The organism is Burkholderia sp. HI2761, assembly GCF_002223355.1.
Taxonomy (GTDB): Bacteria; Pseudomonadota; Gammaproteobacteria; order Burkholderiales; family Burkholderiaceae; genus Burkholderia.
On record NZ_NKFN01000004.1, the window covers coordinates 1,743,312 to 1,758,366 of the forward strand.

The following is a 15,055-nucleotide window of genomic DNA, read 5'->3' on the forward strand; positions in this document are numbered from 1 at the left end:
CCAATTCTCCCAATTACAAGTCTCATTATACGATGCCCAACCGGTCTCAAGCCGAACCGCGGGATACCGCTGCGGCCACGCTCGGCGCGCCGCCCCCCGATCTTCCCACGCCGCTGCTCGGCGGTCTCACGCCGGCGCAATTCATGCGCGGCTACTGGCAAAAGAAGCCGCTGCTGATCCGCCAGGCGATCCCCGGCGTCGCATCCCCGGTCACGCGCGATGCATTGTTCGAGCTCGCCGCCGACTATGACGCGGAATCGCGATTGATCACCCATTTTCGTAACAAGTGGCAACTGGCGCAGGGTCCGTTCGAGCCGGACTCGCTGCCCGCGGTCACGCGCAAATCCTGGACCTTGCTCGTGCAGGGACTCGACCTGCACGTCGACGCGGCCCGCGCGCTGCTCGACCGCTTCCGCTTCATCCCCGACGCGCGGCTGGACGACCTGATGATCTCGTATGCGACGGACGGCGGCGGCGTCGGCCCGCACTTCGATTCATATGACGTATTCCTGCTGCAAGTCGAAGGCCGGCGCCGCTGGCGGGTCGGCGCGCAGAAAGATCTGTCGCTGCAGCCGGACGTACCGCTGAAGATCCTCGAAAACTTCGAGCCGAGCGACGAATGGGTGCTGGAGCCCGGTGACATGCTGTACCTGCCGCCGCACATCGCGCACGACGGCGTCGCCGAAGGCGAGTGCATGACCTGCTCGATCGGCTTCCGGGCCCCGTCCGCCGGCGAGCTGGGCGCCCAGTTCCTGTACTACCTCGCGGAGCGCGGCGGCCTGCGCGACGCGGGGGGCGACGATCTCTACCGCGATCCGAAGCAGCCGGCCGTCGACGCGCCCGCGCAACTGCCGCCGGCCATGGTCGAACGGGTCGCCGAGATCGTCGACGCGATCCGCTGGCGCAAGCGCGACGTCGCCGAATTTCTCGGCTGCTATCTGAGCGAGCCCAAATCGAACGTCGTTTTCGACGCGCCGGAGCGTCCGCTGTCCGAGGCCGCGTTCGTCACGCAAGCGTCCCGCCGTGGCGTGAGTCTCGACAGAAGGGCCGCATTGATGTATAACGCGCGCTCGTACTTCATTAATGGCGAGGAAGGACCGCTCGAGCAAGCCGATGAATGGCTGCCCGAACTGGCCAATCACCGCCAGATGGAGGCGAAACGGTTTGTAACACTATCCCGGGTTCCCTCGATGACAGCCTTGTTGCACGAGTGGTATCGTGCGGGCTGGATACGGGTCGGAAGCCGGAATTAGTGTGAGTCGCCCCGTATGCCCGTCCAGATCAAATTCTGTATGGGAAAGACAACGTATTGACCCCGCATTTGTCGACGGTCGATAGGAAAGTGCATATAATTTCCGCCCAAGCCGTAGGGAAGATTCACGCTCTAGAAGTGCGTCTCCACCAGCGGCCCAGGTCGGTGTTGGAGCACATTACCGGTATTGTTTCGCGCTGTTGCTTACCTTTAACCATAAAAGGACGTGATCATGAAGAAATCCCTCCTCGTAGCTTCCCTGTTGGCTGCTGTTGCACTGGCTGCTTGCAACAAGAGCGCTGATCAAGCTGCTTCGTCGGCTGCAAGCGACGCTTCGGCTGCTGCTTCGTCGGCTGCTTCGGCAGTTGCTGGTGCTGCGAGCGACGCTTCGGCTGCTGCTTCGTCGGCAACGGCTGCTGCGAGCGACGCTGCTGCTGCAGTGGCGTCGGCTGCTTCGGCAGCGACGGCTGCTCCGGCTTCGGGCGCAAGCCAGTAAGCCTTCAGCATTAGCTGAAAAAAAACCGGCCCGAGGGCCGGTTTTTTTACGTCTGTCGCTTTCGAATCGAGCGGCCGCCAGCCGCCTGGAGCCGCCGCAGCGGCCCTGCCCCGCTCATCCGAGCATCAGCCAGTCGAAGCCCGCGTCCTGCGAGGCCACGATCACGTCTTCCCCGTCCGTCCCGAGTACGCCGCCAAACGCCCGGCGAGCCAGTTCCGGCAGGTTGTTCTGCTGGCTCAGATGAGCCGCGACCAGATGCTGGAGACGGCTGCGTTCGAGCGACGCGAGGATGTCGGCCGCCGCGTCGTTGCTCAGGTGGCCATGGTTGCCGCCGATCCGCGCCTTCAGCGACTGCGGATAGCGGCTGGCGGCGAGCATCGCGGTATCGTGGTTGGATTCGAGCACGAGCGCGTCGCAGCCGCTCAGGACGGCCGTGATGTGCGGCGTGGCCATCCCGACGTCCGTCAGCACGCCGAGCCGGCGGCTTCCGTCCGTGAAGACGAACTGGAGCGGTTCCCGCGCATCGTGGGGGACCGTATAGGGCATCACGGCCAGATCGCGTATCGCGGCCGTCTCGTCGCCCCATAGCACGTGGAGATCGACATCGGCCTCGTCCGCGCCGACCGCGCGCGCGGTGCCCCAGCTCATGTAGAGCGGCAGCGAGGCACGGCGCGCGAGCGTCAGCGCACTGCCGACGTGGTCGCTGTGTTCATGGGTGATGAGAATCGCATCGAGATCGGCGATGCAGAGATTCAGTCGGCCGAGCCGGCGCTCGACCTCCTTGGCGGAAAAGCCGCAGTCGAGCAGCACGCGCGTGGTCGTCGTGCCGCTCGAGGCCTCGACGACGAGCGCGTTGCCTTCGCTGCCGCTTCCGAGGCTGGAGAATCGCACGCGCTCAGTTCAGCTGCGCGTGCAGCAGCGAAATGAGCCGCTGCGCGTCCGACGAGTTGTCGACCTGGCCGTTCGCGCCGACCACCGCGACCTGCGTACCGCCATTGCCCTGCGAACGCACGTTGATCAGATATTCCTTGCCGGGCTTGGCCGCCGACGGGCCGCCGTAGAACAGCTTGCCGAACAGGCCGTCACGCTTGAGCTCTTCCATCGAGTTCGCGTAACGCACGGTGTACACGCCCTTCTCGCGGTCGCGATTGTCGACCGTGAAGTTGGTCCGGTCGAGCGCCAGGCCCACGCGCAGCCACGCGCGGTCGAACGACTCGGCCAGTTGCAGCGTCGCTGCGCCGCCGCTCGTGTCGCCGACCTGCGCCGGCGCCGTCGCGGGGCGCGCATCGGTCAGCAACTGCTTCGCCTGTGCGTCGGTCAGGCCGAACTTCTGCATCAGCTTCGACAGGAACACGGCTTCGAGCACCGGGTTGCGCGGACGCTCTTCCCAGCGCGACGACGTGCCGCCCTGCGGGCCGACCATCATTTCTTCCATCGCGCTGTGCGTGATCGAGATGTCGGTATTGCCGTCCGACGTCCGGTTCACGAGCGTGCGGAAGCGGTCGCGCGTACCCGACGAATAGGCGAAATCGATGACCTTGCCGATCGTGCGGCGGAACCAGTCGTCCGGAATGTTCGCGCGGTTCTCGGCCCAGTCGGTGGCCATGATGCCCGTCGACGGCGCATCGGTCTTCAGCGAGAAGCCGTTCTCCTGCCAGAACTCCTTCAGGATCGGCCACAGCTGCTCGGGCGTTCGGCCGTCGACGACGAGCCAGCGGCGGTCACCGTCGCGCTCGATGTGCATGCCGAGCGGATCCTGCGCGCTCGGGATGCCGTCGGTCGCGTTGCCGGCCTGCGTCGTGGCCCGCGGCGGCAGCGTGCCGAGCCCGGCGTTGGTCGGCGGCGCGACGAACTGCTGCGTCGTCGGCACCGGCTTCAGGTCGCTCGGCACCGCGAGCGGCGGCGCCGAGCCGGTATTCTTGTAGTTGACCCGGTCAGGGGCCAGGTAGTCGTTCAGCGTATCGCAGCCAGCGAGCGCGCCCAGCGCCAGCGCCACCACCGACAACTGGATGGCGCGAGAGGAAATGGCGAAACGTTTCATGAAATCCTTCGTCTTGCTAGAACGCTCGTCAGGAGCGGCGCCGGACGGAGCCGGCCGGTGCGGGTTGATCAGGGGTCGAGCCGGCGGCCGCAGGACGCGGCCGCCTGGGCATCAGGCGAGAACGCCGGCCTCGACGAGGGCCGAACGCACGGCATCGTGACAGCGCTCGTCGAGCGCCGTGAGCGGCAGCCGGATGCCGCCCTGCATCTTGCCCATCGCCTGCAGCGCCCATTTCACCGGGATCGGGTTCGCTTCGATGAACAGGTTCTTGTGCAGCGACAGCAGCTTCATGTGCAGCGTGCGGGCCGTCTGCACGTCGCCGGCCAGCGCCGCGCGGCACAGCTCGCTCATCGCGCGCGGCGCGACGTTCGCGGTCACCGAGATGTTGCCGTGGCCGCCGAGCAGCATCAGCGCGATCGCGGTCGGATCGTCGCCGCTGTAGATCGCGAAATGCTTCGGCGCGGCCTTGATCAGGTGCGCGGCGCGATCGATGTTGCCGGTCGCTTCCTTCACGCCGATGATGCCCGGTACCTGCGCGAGGCGCAGCGTCGTCTCGTGCGCCATGTCCGCGACCGTACGGCCCGGCACGTTGTACAGGATCACCGGCAGGTCGACCGCTTCGGCGATCGTGCGGAAGTGGCGGTACATGCCCTCCTGCGTCGGCTTGTTGTAGTACGGCACGACCTGCAGCGTCGCGTCCGCGCCGACCGCCTTCGCGTGCTTCGTCAGCTCGATCGCCTCGGCGGTCGAGTTGCCGCCCGCGCCCGCGATGATCGGGATGCGTTTGCCCGCATGCTCGACCGCCGTGCGGATCATCAGGATGTGCTCTTCGACGCTGAGCGTTGCCGACTCGCCGCTCGTACCGACGACGACGAGCGCATCGGTGCCTTCCGCGATGTGCCAGTCGATCAGTTTGCGAAACGCCGGCAGATCGAGACTGCCGTCTTCGAGCATCGGGGTGACGATCGCGGGGATGCTGCCGCGGATTTGAATGCCGTCTTGGGTGCCGTTAGCCATGAAACGCGATTGAATGTGTACCGGTAAACATTGAGATTGTAGCGGATTAGCCGGGCAGTTCGTAACGTGGAATTCCCGCCCCCGCCTTCGGGGTCGCGCCCTCGCGCACCGCGCAGAGACGCTGGACGAACGCCTCGCGCGGCGCGACGACGAAACCGTCCTCGTACGCGACCACCCGCAGGTGGCCGCGCACGGCGTCCAGCAACTCGCCGGGGGCGAGCAGGAACGCGGGGTTGGACGGTTTTCCGACCGTTTCGTTTCCTTGCGCGAAGGTTTCGTAGATCAGCACGCCGCCCGGCGCCACGGCATCGAGCAGATAGGGCCAGAGCGGGCGATGCAGATAGTTGGTGACGATCACGGCCGCGAACCGCTCGCCGGCCGGCAGCGGCCACGGCGCGCCTTCGAGATCGGCCGCGCGGGCGGCGACGCCGGGAATCGCGCGCAACGCGGCCAGCGCGGCCGGATCGCGGTCGAGCGCGACGACCGGATGCCCGCGCGAAGCGAACCAGCGCGCATGGCGGCCGCCGCCCGCGGCGACGTCGAGCATCGCACCGCCGGCCGGCACGAGCCGCGCCCATTGCGCAACCCAGCGCGACGGCTCGGCCTGGCCGACGTGGCCGCCCGCGGCGGCGATGACGGACTCGCTCATGCGCCGGATCAGTTGTACGACAGGCCCATCGCGTCGCGCACGTCGCGCATCGTTTCCGTCGCGTACTTGCGCGCCTTGTCGCAACCGTCCGCGACGATCGCGCGCAGCAGCGACGGATCGTCCATGTATTTCTGCGCACGCTCGAGCATCGGCTGCTGTTCGCGCAGGATGCCTTCGACGACCGGCTGCTTGCAGTCGAGGCAGCCGATGCCCGCCGAGCGGCAGCCCTTCTGCACCCATTCGTGCGTCGCTTCGTCCGTATAGACCTGGTGAAGCTGCCACACCGGGCACTTGTCGGGATCGCCCGGATCGGTGCGGCGCACGCGTGCGGGGTCGGTCGGCATCGTGCGGACCTTCTTCGTGATCGTCTCGGCGTCTTCACGCAGGCCGATCGTGTTGCCGTACGACTTGGACATCTTCTGCCCGTCGAGGCCCGGCATCCGCGACGCCTCGGTCAGCAGCGCCTGCGGCTCGACCAGGATGATCTTGCGCGCGCCTTCGAGATAGCCGAACAGGCGCTCGCGGTCGCTCATCGACAGGCTTTGCGATTCCTGCAGCATCGCGCGCGCCTGTTCGAGCGCCTCGTCGTCGCCTTCCTGCTGATACGCGTTGCGCAGCTCGTGATAGAGCTTCGCGCGCTTGCCGCCGAGCTTCTTCGCGGCTTCGAGCGCCTTCTCCTCGAAACCGGGCTCGCGGCCGTACAGATAGTTGAAGCGGCGCGCGATCTCGCGCGTCATCTCGACGTGCGGCACCTGGTCCTCGCCGACCGGCACGAGCGAGCCGCGATACAGCAGGATGTCGGCGGCCATCAGCACGGGGTAGCCGAGGAAGCCGTAGGTGGACAGATCCTTGTCCTTCAGCTTCTCCATCTGCTCCTTGTAGGTCGGCACGCGTTCGAGCCAGCCGAGCGGCGTGCTCATGCCGAGCAGCAGCGCGAGTTCCGCATGTTCGGGTACCTTGCTCTGGATGAACAGCGTCGCCTGCCCCGGATCGATGCCGGACGCGAGCCAGTCGATCAGCACGTCCCACACGTTCTTCTCGATGACCTCGGGCGTCTCGTAGTGCGTCGTCAGCGCGTGCCAGTCGACGACGCAGAAGAAGCACGGGTACTCGGACTGCAGCTTCACCCAGTTTTTCAGCACGCCGTGGTAATGACCGAGGTGCAGCGACCCGGTGGGTCGCATGCCGGAGAAAATACGTTCTGGGAACATGATTGTCGTTAGAAAAGCGAGGCGAAGGGAGACAGGATGGCGTTCAGGACGGCATAGCCGACGTTGACGAGCGGACGCAGCCAGAAGTTCGTCAGCACGCCCGTCGTGACGAGCACGAGGACGATGATGAAACCGTACGGCTCGATGCGCGACAACGCGATCGATTGCCTGGTCGGCAGCAACGCCGCCAGGATGCGGCCGCCGTCGAGCGGCGGCAGCGGAAACAGGTTCAGCACGCCGAGCACGAGGTTCGCGCTGACGCCGGCGAACGCCATCCGCGTGAAGAACGGCTCGTCGATGCCGACGGCCGGCAGCACGAGGGTCAGCAGGCCCCAGACCAGTGCCTGCACGAAGTTGCAGGCCGGGCCCGCGAGCGCGACCCACAGGCTGCCCCAGCGCGGATTGCGCAGGTTGCCGAACGACACCGGCACCGGCTTCGCATAGCCGAACAGGAACGCGCCGCCGGTCAGGAAGTACATCGCGAGCGGAATCGCGATCGTGCCGAGCGGGTCGATGTGGCGCATCGGATTGAACGACACGCGCCCCATCGCGTAGGCGGTGTTGTCGCCGAGCAGGCGCGCGGCGTAACCATGCGCGGCCTCGTGCAGCGTGATCGCGAAGATCACGGGCAGCGCGTAGACGGCGATGGTCTGTATCAGGGAAGCATCCATATCGCGTTATTGTAACAAGCGCACTCGCGCAAAAACGGCACGGCGCGTCATGCGGCCGAGAGTCCGAACGGTTCGAGCGCGCCGCGGCCCGCGCGGACGAGTTCGGGCGCATCGCCGGTCAGGTCGATCACCGTCGACGGTTCGCGCGGACACGCGCCGCCGTCGATCACGAGATCGACCTGTTTCTCCAGCCGCGTGCGGATTTCTTCGGGATCGTTCAGCGGTTCGTCGTCCGGCGGCAGGATCAGCGTCGTGCCGAGCAACGGCTGGCCAAGCGACTCCAGCAGCGCGAGCGTGATCGCGTGATCGGGCACGCGCAGCCCGATCGTCTTGCGCGACGGGTGCGACAACCGGCGCGGCACTTCCTTCGTCGCCTGCAGGATGAACACGTACGGGCCCGGCGTCACCGACTTGATCTGCCGGTACTGGCGGTTGTCGACCATCGCGAAGTTGGCGAGCTCGGACAGGTCGCGCACGAGCAGCGACAGGTGCTGCTTCTCGTCGAGGCCGCGAATCCGGCGCACGCGCTCGACCGCATCCTTGTCGTCGAGATGGCACGCGAGCGCATAGCTCGAATCGGTCGGCATCGCGATCACGCCGCCCTTGCTGACGATCTCCGCCGCCTGCTTGATCAGGCGCGGCTGCGGATTATCCGGATGAATCCTGAAGAACTGGGACATGGGGACACGTAAAGAGGGAGAAGTCGGATGCGCGCCTCGGCGGCAACGCGGGCGGCCCGAAGCCGCCGGGCGTCAGAGCCAGCGCTCCCAGACCGGCGTCAGGTCGGGCGGCAACGGCGGCAGGCCGCCGAGCTCGATGCGGCCCTCGCCCGGCGCGTGGAAATCCGAGCCGCGCGACACTTCGAAGCCGAAGCGGCGCGCAACGTCCGCGTATTCGCGGTACTGGTCGGGCGTGTGACTGCCCGTGATGACCTCGATCGCGCGGCCGCCGAGATCGATGAACTCGCCGAAGAACGCGTCGAATTCGACCGGCGTATAGCGATAGCGGCCCGGATGCGCGACCACCGCTTCGCCGCCTGCCGCGCGGATCCAGCCGACCGCGTCGGACAGGGACGCCCAGCGATGCGGGACGAAGCCGGGCTTGCCGTCGCCGAGCAGGCGGTCGAACACGTCGGACGTCGATTCGGCGTGGCCGTTCTCGACGAGAAAGCGCGCGAAGTGCGTGCGCGAGATCAGATCGGGATTCGATACGTATTTCAGCGCGCCTTCGTACGCGTCGGGAATACCGAGCGTCGCGAGCTGCTCCGCGATCGCCAGCGCGCGCGCCGCGCGGCCGTGGCGCGTGCGGTACAGGCCGTCGACCAGCACCGGATTGGCGGGATCGATGTGCAGACCGACGATGTGCACGGTGCGCGAGGCCCACGTGACGGAAATCTCGACGCCGCTCAGGTAGCGCATGCCGAGCGCTTCCGCCTCGCTGCGCGCCGCCGCCTGGCCGCCGATCTCGTCGTGGTCGGTCAGCGCCCACAGGGTCACGCCGCCCGCATGCGCACGGCGCGCGACGTCGGCGGGCGACAGCAACCCGTCGGAAACATTGGAATGGCAGTGGAGATCGGCGTTCATCGTAGGCATGGCAGGTAAGGCCTCATTCTACTGCAACGCGGCAATTGCGCCGCCCGCCTGCCGCGCCGACGGCGCCACGCGCCTACGCGCAGAACGCCTCGATCAGCGACGCGATCTGCTCGGGCTGGTCGTGATGCACCATGTGGCCGGCATCCTCGACGAGTTTCTCGCGCCAGTCGGGGAATGCGTTGAAGCGCGCCTTGAATTCAGGCAGCGGGATGTCGCCGGCGAGATGCGCGAGCGTCGGCGAATTGACGGCCTCGACGTGCAGCACCTTCGCGCGCACCTGCTTCCAGATGGCCATCACTTCGTCGAGCCGGTACAGCAGCGGGCCCGGCATCTTGTGCGCCGGGTCGGCGAGCAGGTGGTAGAGGCCGTCGTCGCCGCGTTTCGACCAGTGCGCGGCGAGAAACGCGGCGCGGCGCGGGTCGAGCCGCGGATTGGTCTTGATCAGGCGCGCCGCCACGTCGTCGAGGGATGCGTACGGCCGCAGCGCGGGTGGCTCGCGCAGCTCGTCGAGCCAGCCGCGCAGCCGGCGCGGCGCCTGTTCGGCGCGGGCCGGCGCGAGCCCGAACCCTTCGAGGTCGACCACGCGCCGCACCCGTTCCGGCCGTGCGCCGGCATACAGGCACACGACGTTCGCGCCCATGCTGTGCCCGACCAGATTGACCTCGCCGGTCGGCGCATAGCGCTCGACGAGCGCATCGAGATCGCCCAGGTACTCGTGGAACCAGTAGTGGCCGCCGCCCTGCCGCGCGACCGGCCAGTCGGACAGCCCGAAGCCGCGCGCGTCCGGCGCGATCACCTGCCAGTCGCCCGCCAGCGCATCGACGACGAACTGGAACGACGCCGCGACGTCCATCCAGCCGTGCAGCATGAACAGCGTCGGCGCGTCGGGCCGGCCCCAGCGCCGCACATGCAGCCGGACGCCGCGCACCGTGACGAAATCGGAAACAGAACTCGTGGCACTCATTGCAGCCGCCAAAAAAAGAATGATCGTTCGATTATAGCGGCGACGCCTTGGTTCCGGCGATCGGCAATCGAGCTACCGCTCTAGCGGCAAGGTCGTTCCAGGGCCGGCCGGCAGGACACCATCGATCGGGCGCGCGAGTCGGCCGGCGGTCGCCCGGGACGCAGCCGAACGTGATCCGGCTAATGCGCGGGGCGTTCGTCCGCCGCGTCCTGCGCGGCCAGTTCGTCGAGTTCGGCCTGCTCGAAGCCGGCATCGCGCCGCGCATCGAAATTGAACGGGCCGCGCAGCCGCGGCGCGTGGTATCGCTCGGCGAGCTGCCGATAAGTCGGCACGGGATCGCGGCCGGCTGCATCGCACAAATGGCGGAACCAGCGGTTGCCGACCGCGACATGGCCGATTTCGTCGCGCAGGATCACGTCGAGGATCGCGGCCGACGCATCGTCGCCCGCCTGCACGAGCCGCGCGCGGATCGGCGGCGACGCGTCGAGCCCGCGGGCCTCGAGCGTCCGCGGCACGAGCGCCATGCGCGCCAGCACGTCGTCCTTGGTCCGCTCGCACATCTCCCACAGCCCGTTGTGCGCGGGAAAATCGCCGTAGGCGTGCCCGAATGCCGCGAGCCGGTCGGACAGCAGCGTGAAGTGATAGGCCTCCTCGGCCGCGACCTTCAGCCAGTCGGCATAGAACGCGTCCGGCAGGCCCGCGAAGCGCCAGACCGCGTCGAGCGCCAGATTGATCGCATTGAATTCGATATGGGCGAGCGCGTGCAGCAGCACGGCGCGCCCTTGCGGCGAGCGCATGCTGCGCCGCTCGAGCTGACGCGGCTCGACGAGCGGCGGCCGCGCCGGGCGCCCAGGCAGATCGGCCGGTTCGCGCAGTTGAAGCGACGGCGCGATCGCGGCCTGCCCGGCCCGCAGCGCATCGTGCAGCGCGCGTACCTGCGCGGCCTTGGCCGCCGGCTCGGTCACGCGCAGCGCATCGAGCGCCACGCTGCGCACACAGGCCAGCGTCTGGCCGAAAGAAGAAGACGCGATGCTCATAAACGGGGACACCTTGCGTACGCATCGCGGGAGCACAGGCACGCGACGGTTTACAATATGCGTTTGTTCCGCGGCGCCACGCGCCGGGCAAACCGGACGCGCCATTCTACCGGCGCCCATCATCGAAGAGACAAGGAGACTCCGTGACGATCTACAAGCTGGGCGAGACGGCCCCGACGATCCACGAAAGCGTATTCGTCGCCGATACGGCAGCCATCATCGGCAAGGTCGTGCTCGCGGAAAACGCGAGCGTGTGGTTCGGCGCGACGATTCGCGGCGACAACGAGACGATTACGGTGGGCGCCGGCAGCAACGTCCAGGAAGGCGCGGTTCTGCATACCGACCCGGGGTTTCCGCTGACGATTGCCGAAAACGTGACGATCGGGCACCAGGCCATGCTGCACGGCTGCACGATCGGCGAAGGTTCGCTGATCGGGATTCAGGCGGTGGTCTTGAATGGAGCGGTCATCGGCCGCAACTGTCTGGTTGGTGCCGGCGCGGTCGTGACGGAAGGCAAGACGTTCCCGGACAACTCGCTGATTCTCGGCGCACCGGCGAAAGTCGTGCGCGAGCTGTCGGCCGAAGACGTCGCGCGGCTGCGCGCGAACGCGAAGACGTATGTCGAGCGACGCGCGCATTTCAAGGAGCAACTCGTGCGGATCGGGTGATTCGCACGGATTTCAAGGAAGAAGAGTGAGCGACCAGTTACAGAAATTCATGTTCAATGCGGCGCCCGTGCGCGGCGAGATCGTTTCGCTGCGCAACACGTGGCAGGAAGTGCTCGCCCGCCGCGACTACCCTGCCCCCGTGCGCACGGTGCTCGGCGAGATGATGGCCGCGTGCGCGCTGCTGTCCGCGAACCTGAAATTTCACGGCACCCTGATCATGCAGATCTTCGGCGACGGGCCGGTCCAGATGCTGGTCGTCCAGTGCGGGTCCGATCTGTCGATGCGGGCCACCGCGAAGTTCTCGGGCGACGCCGCGCAGACGATCGGCGACGACACGAGTTTCGCGACGCTCGTCAACGCGAGCGGCCACGGCCGCTGCGTGATCACGCTCGACCCGGCCGACAAATTGCCGGGCCAGCAGCCGTACCAGGGCATCGTGCCGCTGAACGGCGTCGACGGCCCGCTCGAATCGGTGTCGCAGGTACTCGAGCACTACATGCATCACTCGGAGCAGCTCGACACGCGGCTGTGGCTCGCGGCCGATCGCGACCGCGCGGTCGGCATGCTGCTGCAGAAGCTGCCGGGCGACGGCGGGATCGTGCCGCGCAACGCCGAAACCGATATCGACACGTGGGAGCGCGTGTGCACGCTCGGCGGCACGCTGTCCGCGAAGGAACTGCTCGAGGTCGAACCGGAAGTCGTGTTCCGCCGGCTGTTCTGGCAGGAAAACGTGCAGCACTTCGAACCGGCCGGCACGCGCTTCCAGTGTTCGTGCTCGCGCGAGAAGGTCGGTGCGATGCTGCGCATGCTCGGTCGCGAAGAAGTCGACAGCGTGATCGTCGAGCGCGGCCACGTCGAGATCCACTGCGAGTTCTGTAACCAGCGCTACGAGTTCGATCCGGTCGACGTCGCGCAACTGTTCGCGGCGCCCGGTGTCGAAACCGGCATCGCACCCGCGACCGGCCAGCGTCACTGAGCCGTGCGCTCGTGCCCGCCACCGGCGCGGCACGGGCGCATAATGACGCACGAGCGCCGCATGCGCGGCTCAGGCGCCGGAGGCCCTGCCTCCCATGCCAGTCGCTTTCCACGGTCGGCGCGCCGCAGGAGAAACACATGAATCGCCGCCCCTTCGGGACCATCCGCACCATCGCCCTGACGAGCATGACCGCCGGCACGCTCGCGCTTGCCGGCTGCGCGATGCCGCCGCCGACCTCCACGATCCTGAGCCGCCTGCCCGAACCGGGCGCGTCGGGCGGCCAGCCGCCCGTGCTGTCGAGCGCCGAACGCAAGCGCTACGACGAGATCGACCAGCAGGTCCTGCGCGAGCAGAACAGCGCGATGGCGGCCGAAGCAGCCGCGCGCGCGTGGGCCTATTACTCGCCGCCGCCCGTGACGGTCTATGGCGGGTACTACAGCGGAGGATGGGGCAATCGCTGGGGCACGGGCGTCGGTTACGGCTATCCGGGCTGGTGGTGGTGAGCAGGGATCGCCCGACCGATTGACGACTGGCAGGAAATAAAAAAGCGCGGCATTTCCCGCGCTTTTTCAATGGATTCGACGTATCGCGCTCAGTGATGCGCCGCCTTGCCCTTGTCGCCGCCATGATGGCGCGACGGCTTCGCGATCGACTGCGGATTCGGCACGACCCGCACGGGCGCCGCGGAGACGGTGCCGCGCGTCGACGTATTCGACGGCGTGTTGTTCAGCGGCCCCGCAGGCGCGTTCGGCGACACGAACTGCACGAATACCTCGCCGTCCTTCACCATGCCCATCTCGTAGCGCGCACGCTCCTCGATCGCCGCGGTGCCGCTCTGCAGATCCTGCACTTCGCCGGCGGTGCGCTCGTTACGCAGCTTCTCGTCCGCGTTCTTCTGAAGCTGGTCGTCGAGCTGCTGACGCAATTCGTGCACCCGCAGCCAGCCGCCGTGTCCCCACCATAGGGGGTACTGAATGAGCGCCAGCAAGGCAATCAGGACGACAGTGACAAGCCGCATGTAAGAGACGCAGATATAAGAAGCGCCGCTCCGCGCACAGGCACAGAGCGGCGTCGAGATGACGAACCCGATAGTAGCGCGTTAGCGCAGGTTATAGAAAGCCGATTTACCCGGGTAGCTCGCGATGTCGCCGAGATCTTCCTCGATACGCAGCAGCTGGTTGTACTTCGAGATGCGGTCGCTGCGCGACAGCGAACCCGTCTTGATCTGACCGGCGTTCAGGCCGACCGCGATGTCCGCGATCGTCGAATCTTCCGTTTCGCCCGAGCGATGCGAAATCACGGCCGTGTAGCCCGCGCGCTTCGCCATTTCGATCGCCGCGAACGTTTCGGTCAGCGTACCAATCTGGTTGATCTTGATGAGGATCGAGTTCGCGATGCCCTTCTCGATGCCTTCCTTCAGGATGCGCGTGTTCGTGACGAACAGATCGTCGCCGACGAGCTGCACCTTCTTGCCGAGGCGCTCGGTCAGCAGCTTCCAGCCGTCCCAGTCGCTTTCGTGCATGCCGTCCTCGATCGACACGATCGGGAACTTGTCGGCGAGCGTCGCGAGGTAGTCGGTGAATTCGGCCGACGACAGTTGCAGGCCTTCGCCCGCGAGCTGGTACTTGCCGTCGTGGTAGAACTCGGATGCCGCACAGTCGAGCGCGAGCAGCACGTCTTCGCCCGCACGGTAGCCTGCCTTCTCGATCGCCTGCAGGATCGTCGACAGGCACTCGTCGTTGCTGCCGAAGTTCGGTGCGAAACCGCCTTCGTCGCCGACGGCCGTGCTCATGCCGCGGTCGCTCAGGATCTTCTTCAGCGCGTGGAACACTTCCGCGCCGCAACGCAGCGCTTCACGGAACGTCGGCTGGCTGACCGGGACGATCATGAATTCCTGGATGTCCAGGCTGTTGTTCGCGTGCGCGCCGCCGTTGACGATGTTCATCATCGGCACCGGCAGTTGCATCGCGCCCGAACCGCCGAAGTAACGGTACAGCGGCAGGCCGGCTTCTTCAGCGGCGGCCTTCGCGACGGCCATCGACACGGCCAGCATCGCGTTCGCGCCGAGGCGCGACTTGTTGTCGGTGCCGTCCAGCTCGAGCAGGGTCTTGTCGAGGAACGCCTGTTCCGACGCGTCGAGGCCCATGATGGCTTCGGAGATTTCGGTGTTGATGTGCTCGACCGCCTTCAGCACGCCCTTGCCGTTGTAGCGGCCGGCTTCGCCGTCGCGCAGTTCGATCGCCTCACGCGAGCCGGTGGACGCGCCCGACGGCACCGCCGCGCGGCCCATCGTGCCCGATTCGAGCAGCACGTCGCATTCGACGGTGGGGTTGCCGCGCGAATCCAGGATCTCGCGGCCGATGATATCTACGATTGCACTCATGGGTTTCCTCTGAGAATGACGATGGATTCTTTCAAACTGCGACGGCGTGCGCGCCGGAACCGCTTTCGCTACAGACGCGCGAAGCCGTCGCAAGGTTC

Annotated in this window: 18 protein-coding genes; 5 read left to right on the top strand and 13 right to left on the bottom strand. The window is 66.9% G+C overall.

From position 1 onward, the window contains the following. Positions 1-32 precede the first annotated feature (32 nt). Together CFB46_RS14990 and CFB46_RS36885 are read left to right on the top strand one after the other, a co-directional pair. Entirely contained in the window at positions 33-1,253 is a 1,221-nt protein-coding gene (locus CFB46_RS14990; RefSeq protein WP_027784833.1) for a cupin domain-containing protein, read from the top strand. Positions 1,254-1,309: 56 nt separating this feature from the next. Continuing rightward, positions 1,310-1,555, top strand: a complete 246-nt coding sequence (locus tag CFB46_RS36885; protein WP_011657350.1) for a hypothetical protein — start codon at positions 1,310-1,312, stop codon at positions 1,553-1,555. On the opposite strand, the gene CFB46_RS35900 is transcribed toward CFB46_RS36885, so the two are convergent. From CFB46_RS35900 to CFB46_RS15050, 11 genes are all read right to left on the bottom strand, one after another. Continuing rightward, positions 1,556-1,759 carry a hypothetical protein gene (locus CFB46_RS35900; protein WP_175888588.1) on the bottom strand — a complete coding sequence of 68 codons (204 nt, stop codon included), beginning with the start codon at positions 1,757-1,759 and terminating at the stop codon, positions 1,556-1,558. A 103-nt stretch (positions 1,760-1,862) separates the two neighbouring features. After that, the gene (locus CFB46_RS15005) at positions 1,863-2,639 is read right to left on the bottom strand and encodes an MBL fold metallo-hydrolase (protein WP_027784834.1); all 777 of its coding nucleotides are present in this window, start codon (positions 2,637-2,639) and stop codon (positions 1,863-1,865) included. 4 nt (positions 2,640-2,643) lie between these two features. Then, positions 2,644-3,789, bottom strand: coding sequence for an outer membrane protein assembly factor BamC (gene bamC, locus CFB46_RS15010; protein ID WP_027784835.1), 1,146 nt, complete (start codon positions 3,787-3,789; stop codon positions 2,644-2,646). Between the two features lie 111 nt (positions 3,790-3,900). Beyond that, positions 3,901-4,806, bottom strand: a complete 906-nt coding sequence (gene dapA / locus CFB46_RS15015) for a 4-hydroxy-tetrahydrodipicolinate synthase (RefSeq protein WP_027784836.1) — start codon at positions 4,804-4,806, stop codon at positions 3,901-3,903. 46 nt (positions 4,807-4,852) lie between these two features. After that, the gene (locus CFB46_RS15020; RefSeq protein ID WP_027784837.1) at positions 4,853-5,455 is read right to left on the bottom strand and encodes a class I SAM-dependent methyltransferase; all 603 of its coding nucleotides are present in this window, start codon (positions 5,453-5,455) and stop codon (positions 4,853-4,855) included. Positions 5,456-5,463: 8 nt separating this feature from the next. Next, a complete protein-coding gene (locus CFB46_RS15025; RefSeq protein WP_027784838.1) occupies positions 5,464-6,666 on the bottom strand; it encodes a tryptophan--tRNA ligase in 1,203 nt (400 codons plus the stop codon). Between the two features lie 8 nt (positions 6,667-6,674). Further along, positions 6,675-7,337, bottom strand: coding sequence for a site-2 protease family protein (locus CFB46_RS15030; protein WP_027784839.1), 663 nt, complete (start codon positions 7,335-7,337; stop codon positions 6,675-6,677). A 47-nt stretch (positions 7,338-7,384) separates the two neighbouring features. Beyond that, positions 7,385-8,017 (bottom strand): L-threonylcarbamoyladenylate synthase, encoded by a 633-nt coding sequence (locus tag CFB46_RS15035; protein WP_027784840.1) that lies wholly within the window; start codon positions 8,015-8,017, stop codon positions 7,385-7,387. Between the two features lie 72 nt (positions 8,018-8,089). Next, positions 8,090-8,920 (bottom strand): 3',5'-nucleoside bisphosphate phosphatase, encoded by an 831-nt coding sequence (locus CFB46_RS15040; RefSeq protein ID WP_027784841.1) that lies wholly within the window; start codon positions 8,918-8,920, stop codon positions 8,090-8,092. An 82-nt stretch (positions 8,921-9,002) separates the two neighbouring features. Then, positions 9,003-9,893 carry an alpha/beta fold hydrolase gene (locus tag CFB46_RS15045; RefSeq protein ID WP_027784842.1) on the bottom strand — a complete coding sequence of 297 codons (891 nt, stop codon included), beginning with the start codon at positions 9,891-9,893 and terminating at the stop codon, positions 9,003-9,005. A gap of 179 nt (positions 9,894-10,072) precedes the next feature. Further along, positions 10,073-10,930, bottom strand: coding sequence for a ferritin-like domain-containing protein (locus tag CFB46_RS15050; RefSeq protein ID WP_034185427.1), 858 nt, complete (start codon positions 10,928-10,930; stop codon positions 10,073-10,075). A 143-nt stretch (positions 10,931-11,073) separates the two neighbouring features. On the opposite strand from CFB46_RS15050, the gene CFB46_RS15055 reads away from it, so the two are divergent. The 3 genes from CFB46_RS15055 to CFB46_RS15065 all read left to right on the top strand — a co-directional run bounded on the left by CFB46_RS15055 (position 11,074) and on the right by CFB46_RS15065 (position 13,077). After that, positions 11,074-11,598 carry a gamma carbonic anhydrase family protein gene (locus CFB46_RS15055; RefSeq protein ID WP_027784844.1) on the top strand — a complete coding sequence of 175 codons (525 nt, stop codon included), beginning with the start codon at positions 11,074-11,076 and terminating at the stop codon, positions 11,596-11,598. A 25-nt stretch (positions 11,599-11,623) separates the two neighbouring features. Beyond that, a complete protein-coding gene (gene hslO, locus CFB46_RS15060) occupies positions 11,624-12,574 on the top strand; it encodes an Hsp33 family molecular chaperone HslO (protein ID WP_027784845.1) in 951 nt (316 codons plus the stop codon). A gap of 137 nt (positions 12,575-12,711) precedes the next feature. Continuing rightward, positions 12,712-13,077, top strand: coding sequence for a hypothetical protein (locus tag CFB46_RS15065; protein WP_027784846.1), 366 nt, complete (start codon positions 12,712-12,714; stop codon positions 13,075-13,077). An 89-nt stretch (positions 13,078-13,166) separates the two neighbouring features. On the opposite strand, the gene ftsB is transcribed toward CFB46_RS15065, so the two are convergent. Together ftsB and eno are read right to left on the bottom strand one after the other, a co-directional pair. Continuing rightward, complete coding sequence (gene ftsB, locus CFB46_RS15070) at positions 13,167-13,592, bottom strand: cell division protein FtsB (protein WP_027784847.1); 426 nt, start codon at positions 13,590-13,592, stop codon at positions 13,167-13,169. 81 nt (positions 13,593-13,673) lie between these two features. Then, positions 13,674-14,957 carry a phosphopyruvate hydratase gene (gene eno / locus CFB46_RS15075; protein WP_027784848.1) on the bottom strand — a complete coding sequence of 428 codons (1,284 nt, stop codon included), beginning with the start codon at positions 14,955-14,957 and terminating at the stop codon, positions 13,674-13,676. Between the last annotated feature and the right edge of the window lie 98 nt (positions 14,958-15,055).